At 63.7% G+C, this 12,148-nt stretch carries 10 protein-coding genes; 7 read left to right on the top strand and 3 right to left on the bottom strand.

The window, feature by feature from the left end:
• The first annotated feature begins 56 nt into the window (after positions 1-56).
• Positions 57-1,190: a sensor histidine kinase gene (locus PAQ31011_RS01290; protein WP_150574126.1), complete on the top strand. Its 1,134-nt coding sequence runs from the start codon at positions 57-59 to the stop codon at positions 1,188-1,190.
• A 27-nt stretch (positions 1,191-1,217) separates the two neighbouring features.
• Here PAQ31011_RS01290 and PAQ31011_RS01295 read toward each other — a convergent pair whose 3' ends face one another.
• Positions 1,218-2,294 (bottom strand): hypothetical protein, encoded by a 1,077-nt coding sequence (locus PAQ31011_RS01295; protein ID WP_217424823.1) that lies wholly within the window; start codon positions 2,292-2,294, stop codon positions 1,218-1,220.
• A gap of 7 nt (positions 2,295-2,301) precedes the next feature.
• Positions 2,302-3,519 carry an NAD(P)/FAD-dependent oxidoreductase gene (locus tag PAQ31011_RS01300; RefSeq protein WP_150574127.1) on the bottom strand — a complete coding sequence of 406 codons (1,218 nt, stop codon included), beginning with the start codon at positions 3,517-3,519 and terminating at the stop codon, positions 2,302-2,304.
• A gap of 176 nt (positions 3,520-3,695) precedes the next feature.
• Between PAQ31011_RS01300 and pdxR the strand changes: the two genes are divergently transcribed.
• On the top strand, positions 3,696-5,189 hold the full coding sequence (gene pdxR / locus PAQ31011_RS01305; protein WP_150574128.1) for a MocR-like pyridoxine biosynthesis transcription factor PdxR: 1,494 nt from the start codon (positions 3,696-3,698) through the stop codon (positions 5,187-5,189).
• A gap of 15 nt (positions 5,190-5,204) precedes the next feature.
• Here the strand turns inward: pdxR and PAQ31011_RS26605 are convergent, their stop codons facing one another.
• Complete coding sequence (locus PAQ31011_RS26605) at positions 5,205-6,005, bottom strand: cupin domain-containing protein (RefSeq protein WP_246179277.1); 801 nt, start codon at positions 6,003-6,005, stop codon at positions 5,205-5,207.
• A gap of 160 nt (positions 6,006-6,165) precedes the next feature.
• Between PAQ31011_RS26605 and PAQ31011_RS01315 the strand changes: the two genes are divergently transcribed.
• The 5 genes from PAQ31011_RS01315 to PAQ31011_RS01335 all read left to right on the top strand — a co-directional run bounded on the left by PAQ31011_RS01315 (position 6,166) and on the right by PAQ31011_RS01335 (position 12,103).
• Complete coding sequence (locus PAQ31011_RS01315; RefSeq protein ID WP_246179278.1) at positions 6,166-7,419, top strand: citrate synthase; 1,254 nt, start codon at positions 6,166-6,168, stop codon at positions 7,417-7,419.
• Positions 7,416-8,318 carry a LysR substrate-binding domain-containing protein gene (locus PAQ31011_RS01320; RefSeq protein WP_150574129.1) on the top strand — a complete coding sequence of 301 codons (903 nt, stop codon included), beginning with the start codon at positions 7,416-7,418 and terminating at the stop codon, positions 8,316-8,318. Before PAQ31011_RS01315 ends, PAQ31011_RS01320 begins: the two co-directional genes overlap by 4 nt.
• Positions 8,319-8,553: 235 nt before the next feature.
• Positions 8,554-9,876 carry an MFS transporter gene (locus PAQ31011_RS01325; protein WP_150574130.1) on the top strand — a complete coding sequence of 441 codons (1,323 nt, stop codon included), beginning with the start codon at positions 8,554-8,556 and terminating at the stop codon, positions 9,874-9,876.
• A gap of 26 nt (positions 9,877-9,902) precedes the next feature.
• Positions 9,903-11,117: a CaiB/BaiF CoA transferase family protein gene (locus PAQ31011_RS01330; protein WP_150574131.1), complete on the top strand. Its 1,215-nt coding sequence runs from the start codon at positions 9,903-9,905 to the stop codon at positions 11,115-11,117.
• The gene (locus PAQ31011_RS01335; protein ID WP_150574132.1) at positions 11,114-12,103 is read left to right on the top strand and encodes a hydroxymethylglutaryl-CoA lyase; all 990 of its coding nucleotides are present in this window, start codon (positions 11,114-11,116) and stop codon (positions 12,101-12,103) included. The genes PAQ31011_RS01330 and PAQ31011_RS01335 overlap by 4 nt, the downstream gene beginning before the upstream one ends.
• The last annotated feature ends 45 nt before the right edge of the window (positions 12,104-12,148 follow it).

A 12,148-nucleotide genomic window follows, 5' to 3' on the forward strand; every position in this document is an offset into this window, starting at 1 on the left:
CGACGCCGGCCCGTCGCAGGGACCGCGGGCCGCTCTGGCTCTGGGTCGGATGGCGCATGAGCGCACTGGCCGTCGGCGCGGTGGTCACCGTCACGCTAGGCATGTGGGCTTACTTCTTTACGATGGACGCCCTCGCCTTTCGCCGGCTGTCGCCCGCGATGCAGCAGGAACTCATGGTGCTGCGCGCTGACCCCGATCGCGATCCGGCGCGCCTGTGGGAGCTTTACCGCGCCGTGTTCGACATCGATCGGCTACTGCCGACGCTCAGCAGCCCCGACTGGTTGATGCTTGCGATTCTGGTAGTTGCAACCATCGCGCCGATTGTCGCCATCGGTCTGTGGGTGTCGCGGCCGCTTTCCCGCCAATTCACGCTGGTGGCAAAGGCGGCTCGGGCGGTGAGTGAAGGCGACTTCTCGTCGCGCGTCTCGCTGGTGAGCGCCGCGCCGGGAGAAGTGGCCGGGCTGGCGGACGACTTCAATGACATGACCGCACGGTTGCAGCAGTACGAGCGGGAATTGCGCGAATCGAGCGTGATGCTCTCGCATGAATTGCGCACACCGCTTAACGCGGCCATGGGCCGGATTCAGGGCATGCTGGACGGTGTGATGCCTTGTGACGACGCACAGCTCGCGCTGGTGCATCGCCAACTGATGCAGATCAACCGGCTGGTCGGGGATCTTCATCTGATCTCGCTCGCACGGGCCGGACAATTGACGCTGGTGCGTCGCGACTTCTCGTTGAGGGACCTGATCGCCGAGCGGCTGGAATGGATATCGCCGCAGTTGCAACGGCAGGCGTTTGAGGTGACGTGGAACGCCCGCGACGACGTAGTCGTCCACGGCGACCGGGATCGCTTAGGTCAGGTCCTGTCCATCCTGATCGACAACGTGATGCGATATGCCGCCGTGGGAAGGGTGCTGGAAATCGATGTGGCGGTGACGGTACGGTATGTGACCGTCACTGTTGGTGATCGAGGCCCGGGGGTGCCTTCCGAACACCTCACCACCATGCTGACTCGCTTCTGGCGTGCAGAGCATTCGCGCTCACGGCATTCGGGCGGCAGCGGCCTCGGGCTGGCGATCGCCTCGGCCATCTGCCGTCATCACGGCGGGGACTTGACGTGCCGTAATCGTGAGGGTGGCGGGCTAAGCGTCGAGATGACGATACCGCCGGCTCATTCCGTCGCCTGAGCGCTGCATCAGGCGACGCTCAGCGCCTCAAAGGCGCACGCCCGACATGCCCGCGAGAATTGCCGTCGCAATGAGGCCGCTCACGATAACGCCACAAATCCACAGACGAGTCACGACTCGCCGGTCGGCACCGTGCGCATTGAGCACGACCCGCAGACCCGCTACCAGATGCCCGAGAACGAAGAACACGCCGAGCGCATAGTGCGGTACCAGGCGAATGTTCCACGCGTCGTGAATCAACCCCGTGGGTGCGCCTGTCGCGAAATTCCAGTCGGTCGGAATGTCGAGATACCAGCGGGCGTAGATGAACACCGAGTTCATATGACCGAGGATGAACAGCGACAGATAGGCACCCGATGCGATCTGGAACGTGCGGAAGAAATCCTGTCGTGCCGCGCTCCAACGCCAGGTCAGATAGAGCCCGCTCGCGATCTGGAACAGGAATGCCGCGACCAGCACCGGTTCGACGAAGCGGGCGCGATAGACCGTTCGCCCCACGTCCATGACGGCCGCATGCGCGCCGGGGCCGACGAGCCCCGCCAGATGGTTGCCAAGATGGAAGAACACGTAAAGACAAAGGATCGCGGCACTCACGCCGTGCGCTACTCGCCATTTGCCCAGCCCCGGGGCGGCTTGGGCAAGCGGTTGGGTCCGCGTCTCAATCCGCGCGGTACGCAACGCGATCAGTACGGCAGCCACCCAGATCACGCACCACACCCACGGATCCGGGATGGGACTCCCCAGAAGCGCTTGGACAACACCGAGGAAAACATACAGCGTCGGTGCAACGACGCTGAAATACGCCAGTCGACGAAGCGCCGTCGGGAGCGATTTGCGGCAGGCGACGGCGATCCCGAGTACCGGCGCAGCAAACGAGAGCAGCAACACGAACGCGGCCCCCATGGTGTCGATCGCCGCCAGCGTCGCGCCGGGCGCGCCGACCACCGCGTGAAACAACATCAGCAGAAATGGATAGCAGATGGCGGCCAGCGGGGCGACAAAGACGAGCGGATCGATGTGCTGTGCTGCCGATTGCGTCGTATCCGCAAGCGTCTGCGCTTCGCTTGCAAGCACGGCGTGATCCCGAAAAGGATGTTCTGACATGGCCACGTTACTTCCCTCCTCGCTTGCCTAACGGATCGGCCGCTTCGAACGCGGTGGTCCGATCTGCCAGCGGCGGATAAATGTAGATGCTATTGACCCATTGCTTTCGCGCTTTGGACTCAGCGCCTTGCATGATGATTTGCCGGTCCCAGCCCGTCGTGTGAACCGCGCCCCACGGCCCCAGATCGAGGCCGGTGCCGTAACGCGTCTGGCGATAGGGCAGCGTCGGTTGCCCCAGTAGCGTTGCGGCAACGTTGTTGCCCGCAAATCGCCCCATCTCCAACGCGTGCTGGCACGACATCATCGTGGTGTGCCCTTCGTCGTCGGTTGCCGCACACGCCGTATCGCCCGTGGCGAAGACCTCTGCGAGCGATGGCACTCGCAGGTCGTCTTCCACCAGCACACGGCCGAGGCGGTCACGTTCTGCGGGAAGTTGCTGCGTCAGATTGCTGGCGCGCACGCCTGCCGTCCAGACGACGGTCTGCGCATCGATCCGCTCGCCATTGGACAACACGACGCCCTGCGCATCGAAGCGCGCCGCCGATACGCCGAGACGGCATTCGACGCCGAGTTCGGACAAGGCTGTCTCGATCACTGGACGCGGACCGGGGCCGAGATCGGGGCCGATGTCGGCGGCCTTCTCCACGACGATGACGCGCACGCTCGCGGCCGGGCCAAGTATTCTGCGCAGACGCGACGGCAGTTCGGCGGCGATCTCGATACCGGTAAATCCACCGCCGGCGACGACAACTGTGTTGCGGGCCTCGCTTTTTGGCTGCTGCACGAGTGCATGCAGATGCTGATCCAGCTCAACGGCCTCCTCGATCTGATCGATGCTGAAGGTGTGCTCCAGCAACCCGGGAATGTCCGGGCGGACGAGTCGACTGCCGGACGCTAGCACTAGACCGTCGTAGCTCAGCGTGGCACGCGATTCGCCGGAAGGGCTGACGATGCCGACTTCGCGTGCGACAGTATCGATCCGGTCGACGGTGCCCGCGACGAACCGGATGCCCGTGGCGTCGAACAAGCCGAGCAGCGGCACTGCCATCTTCCCCGGGACGTCCTCGTAAAGTCGTGGACGAACGACGAGCATCGGCTCCGGCGCGATCATCACGACCTCGATCTCATCGCACGACACATCGTGCTGATCCAGCAATCGGGCGGCAGCAAGCGCGCTCCACATACCGGCGAATCCCGCACCGATCACCACGATTCGTTTCTGCATTACATCGATCTCCGCTCAGGCGGTGCTACTGGGTAACAGGTCGGAACGACGTGAGCCACAGGCGTTACCGTTGCCATCGGCGACGTCGTTCCGTGTTGCAAGCATCGAGACTACAACTACAATTGGATTTTTATGAGATCCATTTTCGTCAATCTGATTGGTCCATTTATCTCCTCATGCGCCGCGCCCAAGACATCGACCTCGTGCTGAAGCCATGCCCTGCGGGCATGCCACTACAGCAATGGCTGTACGCGGAAATCCGACAGGCCATTCTGAGCGGCAGGCTCGCGCCCGGCCAACGCCTACCGGCGTCGCGGGATCTGGCTGCGCGCTACAAGCTGTCGCGTGGCACCGTGACGAACGCCTTCGATCAGTTGCAGGCGGAGGGATACATCGCCAGCGCCGTCGGGCGCGGGACCTATGTCGCCGACATGGGCGCGCCGCCGGGAATGGCGACCGCCAATAAGAAGGCGAGCGCTGCACCGACGCGCGACAATCCCCGGCAGACGGTGACGCTGTCCGCGCGCGGTCAACTTCTGATACGTACTCCGTTCGATGTCGACGGACGCCCGAACGCGCCCATCGCGTTTCAGGCCAGTCAGGCGGACTTGCAGGCGTTCCCGTTCAACGTCTGGTCGCGTATTTCCGGCAGCGCCGTCCGCCAGCTGCGCGGTGCGATGCTAGGCGACGGCTCGGCGCGCGGGTATCTGCCGTTACGCAACGTCATCGCGGAGCACCTGCGCACTGCACGCGGCGTGAACTGCACCGGCGACGACATCCTGATCTTCAACAGCGTTCAACAGATCCTCGACCTCGCCGCGCGCCTGCTGCTCGATCCGGGCGATGCGGTTTGGATGGAAGACCCCGGATACCCCGGCGCACACCGCGCGCTTCAGGCGGCACAGGCATCGCTGATTTCCCTGCCGGTCGATGCCGACGGCGTCGATGTCGCAAAAGGCATTCAGCTCGCCCCGCATGCGAAGATGGCCTACGTTACGGCGGGGCATCAGGCACCGCTCGGCTCTGTCCTGTCACTGGATCGCCGCTTGCGCCTTCTCGAATGGGCCAAAGCGGCCAACGCGTTCGTCGTCGAGGACGACTACGACAGCGAGTTCCGCTTCTCTGGTCGCCCGCTCGCCGCAATGAAGAGCCTTGACGACGCCGACCGCGTGATCTACTGCGGCACGTTCAGCAAGCTGCTCGCACCGGGCATCCGCATCGCCTATGCCGTGATGCCAGCGTGTCTGATCAAGTCGTTCGCGGCGAGCCTCTCACTGACGCATCGGTATGCCTCCGTCTTCCAGCAAACCATCCTCCACCGGTTCATCGACGAGGGACACCTCGGGCGCCATATCCGGCGCATGCGCGGGCTGTACGGCGAGCGTGCCGATGCGCTGAGCTCCGCGGTGACGAAGCGTCTGGACGGTCTGATGCGACTGCCGTCCATCACCACCGGTCTCGACGTGCCCGCGCTGCTGACCAGCGAAATCAACAGCACGAACTTCGCGCGCATCGCCAAAAACGCCGGTATCGAATTGCGGCCGCTCTCGTTCTACGCGTTGGAGCGCCGCGCGCCGAATGGCTTCGTGATGGGCTTCTCCGCTATCTCGACGGAGAACATCGAGAAAGGCGTGCTGACGTTGGCACGCCTGCTCGACGCGGCCGATTAGCAGTGACAGCAGCGACTACAGGTCAAGTACCAGTCTTCCCGATTTGCAGCCAGAAACGCAGATCGTCATCACGTCGCCGCTTGCCTGCTCGTCAGGTGTCAGCACGGAGTCCCGGTGATCGGGTTCGCCTTCCAGCACACGCGTCTTGCACTCGCCGCACATGCCTTGCATGCATCCGTATGAGACCTCGACGCCCGCATCGAGCAACGTCTGCAACAACGATTCCGACGACTTCACCGCCAGCGTGCGGCCCGAGCGTCGCAGCTCGACTTCATAGTCCGTCGGCAGCGCGGCCGGTGCCTCGTGCGTGGCAATAGTTTCGCCAGGTTCGACGGATGCGCTCTCGCCACCCGATTCGGCCCCCGTCCGATCGTTCGCAACGGGTTTGCGCACGCGCGGCGGATGGTAGACGACGAGCATTTCGAGTGCGTCGTCGCCGAGATTGCGGAACGAGTGCGGCATTCCCGCTGAAATTGGGCTGACGGAACCGGCACGGACTTCTGTCACCTCTTCCCCGACAGTCACCTCACCGTGACCGGAGAGCACGTAAAACAGATGCGCGTGCGGTTCGACGTGCGTGGGCGACGACCCGCCCGCACCGACAGACGTCAACTCGATGCTGTAAGCATTGCCCGTATAGGCGGTATCGGTCACCGTCTTGTAGCCGGACCGGTTGATGAACAGACCGGTCAGGGGAATCCAGGGGGCATCGTCGACGTGCCAGGTGACGGGTTTGCCTTCAGCGGTCGTGGTGGCCTCAGTGGCCTCAGTGGCCTCGGTGGCCGACCCGGAAAGTTCGCTTGCAACGGCGTTCATGGTTGTCTCCATTCTGTTCTGTTCTCGCCGGAACGCTTCGTTTGCGCCGAGGCACAGCGGGCGAAGTGGGCGGCTATACTCGATCCATCGATTTGTCGATCCCGGCACTGATACTAGGAAATCGCCACAGGGCGAACAAGATTGATTCTGAAAATCGACCATGACATCGAAGAAGGATTTCCTGACGCGTGAGGAGGCGCTGGCGACGCTGGGCGTCAAGACCGCAACGCTCTACACCTATGTGAGCCGGGGTCTGATTCGCAGCACACCCGCGCAGGGCACGAACCGGCATCTGTATGCGCGCGACGACGTCGAGCGCTTCGCCGCCCGTGGGCGCGGACGCCTGCCGCGTGCCGTGGTCGCCGCAACGTCGATGCGCTGGGGCGAGCCGGTGGTGATGTCGTCCATTACCGCCATCGACGCAAGCGGACCGGCTTATCGCAACCGTCCGGCGGCCGATCTCGCTCTGGCCGGGCATGCGTTCGAAGTCGTGGCCGAGTTCCTCGTGGCGGGGCAGTGGCACGACGCCGAGGCCGATTGGCCTGCGACCGACGTCCCCTCTGATGTGCAATCGCTGCTGGACATTCGTGCCGGCGAGGTCGCGCCCGCCGACATCGGTCATTTCATGGCGATGCTCGCGCTCGCCATGAGCACGCGCGGGCGCGATCTGCATGATGTCTCCAGCGAGGCCGCGATGCCTGCACTCCGCACGATGTTGGAGGTCTTTGCCGGCAGCTTCGGCTACCTGTCGCCGACGGGGGGCTATGTTGCGCGTCGGCCGGGCGAGCGGCTGGCCGTCCACGCGCTGCGTGCCAGCGGTGCGCCGGTGACACCCGAAGCGGTCGCCGCTATCGATGCGACGCTGATCATCCTCGCCGACCACGAGCTAGCGCCGGCGACGTTTGCGGCACGCGTGGCCGCATCGAGCGATGCCGGTTTGTACAACTGCATCGCGTCGGCGATCAGCACGCACGTCGGCTATGCGACGGGTGCGGGGACCGCACGCGTCGAGACCCAACTCTTCGAGACGTGCACGCCGAAAGTCTTAACGGGCAAAATCAAACGCGTGCGCGATCATGGCGTTGCGCTGTTCGGCTTCAATCATCCGCTTTATCCTGACGGCGATCCGCGCGCTACGCTGATTCTTTCGCAGGCGGCACGCATCGGCACCGACCGTCCCGATGTGAAGTACATCCTCGATTTCATCGACCGCGTGAGAGACGAGACGGAGATGACGCCGGGCCTCGCTGTCGCGCTCGTCGCCCTCGCCCGCTCGCTGGACATGCCGCGTGGCAGCGCTGCCGCTCTCTGGATACTCGCGCGCACCGCTGGATGGTGCGCCCATGTGGTTGAGCAATACGCGCAGGCGTTCATGTTGCGTCCGCGCGCCACCTATATTTCCTCTGCCTCATGAACCCTCACCGAATCGACTTCGCCTCGCTGTCCCTCTTCAATCTGATCGCCCGCACGGGCAGCATCAGCAAGGGCGCGGCGTTGGCACATCTCGCGGTCGGCGCAGCCAGCAAACGGATCTCGGACCTCGAACATGCGGTCGGCACGGCGTTGCTGGAGCGTCATTCGCGCGGCGTTACGCTGACGGTCGCCGGTCAGGCGCTGTATCGGCACGCGCAACGTATCCTGACCGATGTCGACGTGCTCGCCGCCGAGCTTTCCGACTTCACCTCCGGTATCGTCGGCGTGGTGCGCCTTTGGGCGAATACGTCGGCCGTGACGCAGTTCCTGCCGCATCAGTTAGCGAGCTTCACGAAAGCCAATCCGGGCATCCGCATCGAGCTTGAAGAGAAGAACAGCAACGAGATCGTGCTGGCGGTGCTCGACGGCCGTGCCGACATCGGCATCTTCGCGGATCGAACACCGGCGCTGGGCCTGCAATGCCTCGACTATCGCGAGGACCATCTGAGTCTCGTGGTGCCGAAGGGGCATGCGCTGTCACGCCGTCGCGAGGTCTATTTCAACGAAGTGCTGGACTACGATTTCGTCAGCCTGTCGGAGGGGACGTCGCTCGCCAATCGGCTTCAGATGGAGACCGAGGCGCTCGGACGCCGTCTGAAGTTGCACATTCAGGTGCGCAGCTTCGACGCGATGTGCCAGATGGTGGCTGCGGGCATGGGCATCGCCGTATTGCCGTCAGACGCCGTACGGGCGCTCGCGCGCTCGCTGAATCTGCGTCAGATCTCGTTGAAAGACGCGTGGGCCGAGCGGCGGTTGCTGATCGGATTGCGCGACGTGAACGCCGTGCCGCGCCACGTCCGAACGCTGATCGAGCACCTTCGCTCCGGGCGGGACGCCTGATTCCACCGACTCTGACGATTCCACTCACGATTCCACGCACTGTCCCGCCGGCATCGCCAGCTTTCGCAATTCGCGAAAGCTCGGTTCGTGCCTTTGGGCTTCTGTCCTGACTCGCCTGCGACCAGAATTCCGGTACGCGCCACACAGAGCGCCGTTCTGGCGATGCAGTGAGAGTCGTCCGGCAAGTCCTCGCGCTTGCGGCCTCCGCTGCCATCCTATTCATCAGGAGACAGTCATGGCTCGCACCGAGTCGATTCCCGTTCCATCCACCGGTACGCTGGCGGACACCGAAATATCGCAAATCGTCCGCAAGATCGCGTGGCGCATCATGCCGTTGATCATGGTGTGCTACCTGTTTGCGTTCTTCGACCGCATCAACATCAGTTTCGCCAAATTCTCATTGCAGACGGATCTGGGCCTGAGCGACACGGCTTACGGCCTGGGGGCTGGCCTGTTCGTCGTGGGCTACGTGCTGTTCGAGGTGCCGAGCAACCTCATGCTGTACAAAGTGGGCGCACGACGCTGGATCGCCCGCATCATGGTCTCGTGGGGCATCGCGACAGCGCTGATGGTCTTCGTTCAGACCGAATGGCAGTTTTACTTCCTGCGCTTTCTGATCGGCGCGATGGAAGCGGGCTTCGCGCCCGGCGTGCTGTTCTATCTGACGCTGTGGTTTCCCGCGGCCTATCGCGGACGCATGACGTCCCTGCTCTTCCTTGCGTCGGCCTTTGCGGGCTTGCTGGGCGCACCCGCGTCGGGTCTTGTCCTCTCGCATCTCGACGGCGTATTCGCCATCCGTGGCTGGCACTGGCTCTTTCTCGTAGGTGGCATTCCGTGTGTGCTGCTCGGCTTCGTCGTCTACAAAGTGCTGAACGACCGTATCGAGGATGCGCGTTGGCTCAAGCCCGAAGAGAAGTCCGTGCTGCTCGCCAACATTACGCATCAGAACCGGCATATCGGCGGGCATTCGTTGCTCGACGCCGTGAAGACGCCGGGCTTCCTGACGCTGGGTCTCGTCTACTTCCTGATTCAGGTCAGCTCTTACGGCCTGAACTTCTGGGCACCCCATATGATTCGCGCGTCCGGCATCAGCAACTCGACGACCATCGGTCTGCTGACGGCGGTGCCCTACCTCTGCGGTGCGATTGCGATGGTGATCGTCGGCCAGTTGTCCGACCGCAGCGGTGAGCGCAGAAAGTATGTGATCGGACTGATGTTGCTGGCTGCGCTGGGCTTCTTCAGTGCCGGAATGTTCGACAAGCAGACCGCCGTGCTGGTGATCTCGCTCGCCGCCATCGGGGCAGGCGTAGTAGCTGCGATTCCCGCGTTCTGGGCGCTGCCGCCGAAGCTCGTGACCGGCGCGGGCGCTGCGGGTGGCATCGCGCTGATCAATACGCTGGGGCAATTGGGCGGCATCGTTAGCCCGGTCGTGGTCGGCAGGATCAAGGACATGACCGGTAGCACCACACCGGCGCTGTATCTGATCGGCGGCCTCGGGCTCGTCTGCGTGGTGATCCTCACGATTGCGATGCCCGAGAAGCTGCGCGCGCGTGACTGAAAGATCCGATTTTTGAGAGACGACGTATGAAGACCGATGAACAAGACCGTCCCGATGTTGCCCTGCGCGGCATTCGGGTCATCGAGATGGGGCAATTGATTGCTGGCCCCTTTGCCGGGAAGACGCTGGGCGAGTTTGGCGCAGACGTGATCAAGATCGAGCCGCCGGGTGCTGGCGACCCGCTGCGCAACTGGCGCATGCTCAAGGAAGGCACGTCGGTCTGGTGGCAAGTGCAGTCGCGCAACAAGCGCTCGATTGCGCTGGATCTGCGCAGCCCGGAAGGTCAGGACATCGCGCGTCAGCTGATTGCGTCGGCCGACGTGCTGATCGAGAACTTCCGCCCGGGAACGCTCGAGAGCTGGGGCATGGGATGGGATGTGCTGTCCGAACTCAATCCCGGTCTGATCATGCTGCGCATCTCGGGTTACGGTCAAACGGGCCCCTATCGCGACCTGCCGGGGTTCGGCGCCATCGGTGAAGCGATGGGCGGGCTGCGTCACCTGACGGGCGAGCCGGGGCGTGTGCCGGTGCGCTGCGGCATTTCGATCGGCGACACGCTGGCCGCATTGCACGGGACCATCGGCGTGCTGACGGCACTGCATCACCGCAAGGTGAATGGCGGCAAGGGTCAGGTCATCGACGTCGCGCTCAACGAAGCCGTACTCAACGTGATGGAAAGCCTGATTCCCGAGTACAGCGCGTTCGGTGCGGTGCGCGAGGCCGCCGGTAGCGCCCTGCCCGGCATCTCGCCCTCCAATGCCTACCGGTGCGTCGACGGCTATGTGCTCATTGCTGGCAACGGCGATAGCATCTTCAAGCGCCTGATGCAGACCATCGGACGCGACGATCTGGCCGAGGATCCCGGTCTTGCGGATAACGCCGGTCGCACCAAGCGTGTTGTCGAACTGGACGCCGCCATCGGCGTCTGGACGGCAACGAAGACCGTCGTTGAGGTGCTGGATGCGCTGGGTCAGGCACGTGTGCCCGCCGGCAAGGTGTACACCGTCGCGGACATCGTCGCCGATCCGCATTACCGCGCTCGAGACATGATCGTTTCGCAAACCACGCGCGACGGCTACGCGCTGGACGTGCCCGGTGTCGTGCCGAAGCTGATGGGCACACCGGGCACGATCCGGTCGTCTGCCCCGGGTCTTGGCGACGATACCGACAACGTACTCGCGCAACTCGGGCTTTCGGAAAAGGACGTCGACGTCTTGCGCAGCAAAGGAGTGATTGCATGACCGTGTGGCATGGCGGCGGCCGACGCATTTACATGAACGAAGTGGGCACCCGTGACGGCTTTCAGGCGGAGTCGGCGTTCATTCCCACCGAAGACAAGATCGCGATGGTGAATGCGCTGTCGCACGCGGGCATGAACAAGGTCGAAGTGACCGCGTTCGTGTCGCCGAAGGTCATTCCGGCGTTGCGCGATGCCGAAGCGGTGATGCAAGGGATCGAGCGGGTGCCGGGTGTCGTCTACAGCGCGTTGGTGCCGAACCTCAAGGGCGCCGAGCGCGCAATGGCGTGCGGCGTGAGCGAACTGAATCTGGTGATGTCGGCCAGCGAGAGCCACAATCTGGCCAACCTTCGCATGACCCGTGATCAGTCTATCGACGCCCTGAGTCAGGTCGTCGACGCGGCGAAGCGCGCATCGGTTCCGGTCAATATCTCGCTCTCATGCGTCTTCGGCTGCCCTATGGAAGGCGATGTGCCGGAGTCGGACGTCTTCGCACTGTGCGAGCGTTTCGTGGGCGGCATGGGCGTGGCAGGCGTGACGCTGTGCGACACCACGGGGATGGCCTACCCCGGTCAGGTGCGCACGCTGGTCAGCGAGTTCAAGGCGCGGTGGCCCCAGGCAGAGCTGACGCTGCACTTCCACAACACGCGCGGCATGGGCTTGTCGAATGTGCTGGCCGCCATCGACGCGGGCGCGGATCGTTTCGACGCGTCGCTGGGCGGTATCGGCGGATGTCCGTACGCGCCGGGCGCAACCGGCAACGTGTGCACGGAGGAAATCGTGCATGCGCTGGAGCTGATGGGCTACGACACCGGCGTCGATCTGGCGCAGTTGATCGAGGCGTCGAATCGTCTGCCGTCTCTGATCGGGCACGATACGCCCAGTCAGATCGTGAAAGCGGGTCGTCGTCTCGACCTGCATCCGCTGCCCAAGGATATGGACGCCATCCGGGAACGCGCGCTGGGCGCAACGCCACGCGCCACGGTCTGAGACGACCCGCTCCACTTTCTGTCATCCAACGAAAAAGGGTTCCGG

The organism is Pandoraea aquatica (genome assembly GCF_902459565.1).
Classification (GTDB): Bacteria; Pseudomonadota; Gammaproteobacteria; order Burkholderiales; family Burkholderiaceae; genus Pandoraea; species Pandoraea aquatica.

Coding starts and splice junctions, on each gene's coding strand:
- PAQ31011_RS01325 (WP_150574130.1), top strand. CDS start 8,554: ATGGCTCGCACCGAGTCGATTCCCGTTCCATCCACCGGTACGCTGGCG.
- PAQ31011_RS01300 (WP_150574127.1), bottom strand. CDS start 3,519: ATGCAGAAACGAATCGTGGTGATCGGTGCGGGATTCGCCGGTATGTGG.
- PAQ31011_RS01315 (WP_246179278.1), top strand. CDS start 6,166: ATGACATCGAAGAAGGATTTCCTGACGCGTGAGGAGGCGCTGGCGACG.
- PAQ31011_RS01295 (WP_217424823.1), bottom strand. CDS start 2,294: ATGTCAGAACATCCTTTTCGGGATCACGCCGTGCTTGCAAGCGAAGCG.
- PAQ31011_RS01330 (WP_150574131.1), top strand. CDS start 9,903: ATGAAGACCGATGAACAAGACCGTCCCGATGTTGCCCTGCGCGGCATT.
- PAQ31011_RS01335 (WP_150574132.1), top strand. CDS start 11,114: ATGACCGTGTGGCATGGCGGCGGCCGACGCATTTACATGAACGAAGTG.
- PAQ31011_RS26605 (WP_246179277.1), bottom strand. CDS start 6,005: ATGAACGCCGTTGCAAGCGAACTTTCCGGGTCGGCCACCGAGGCCACT.
- pdxR (WP_150574128.1), top strand. CDS start 3,696: ATGCGCCGCGCCCAAGACATCGACCTCGTGCTGAAGCCATGCCCTGCG.
- PAQ31011_RS01290 (WP_150574126.1), top strand. CDS start 57: ATGAGCGCACTGGCCGTCGGCGCGGTGGTCACCGTCACGCTAGGCATG.
- PAQ31011_RS01320 (WP_150574129.1), top strand. CDS start 7,416: ATGAACCCTCACCGAATCGACTTCGCCTCGCTGTCCCTCTTCAATCTG.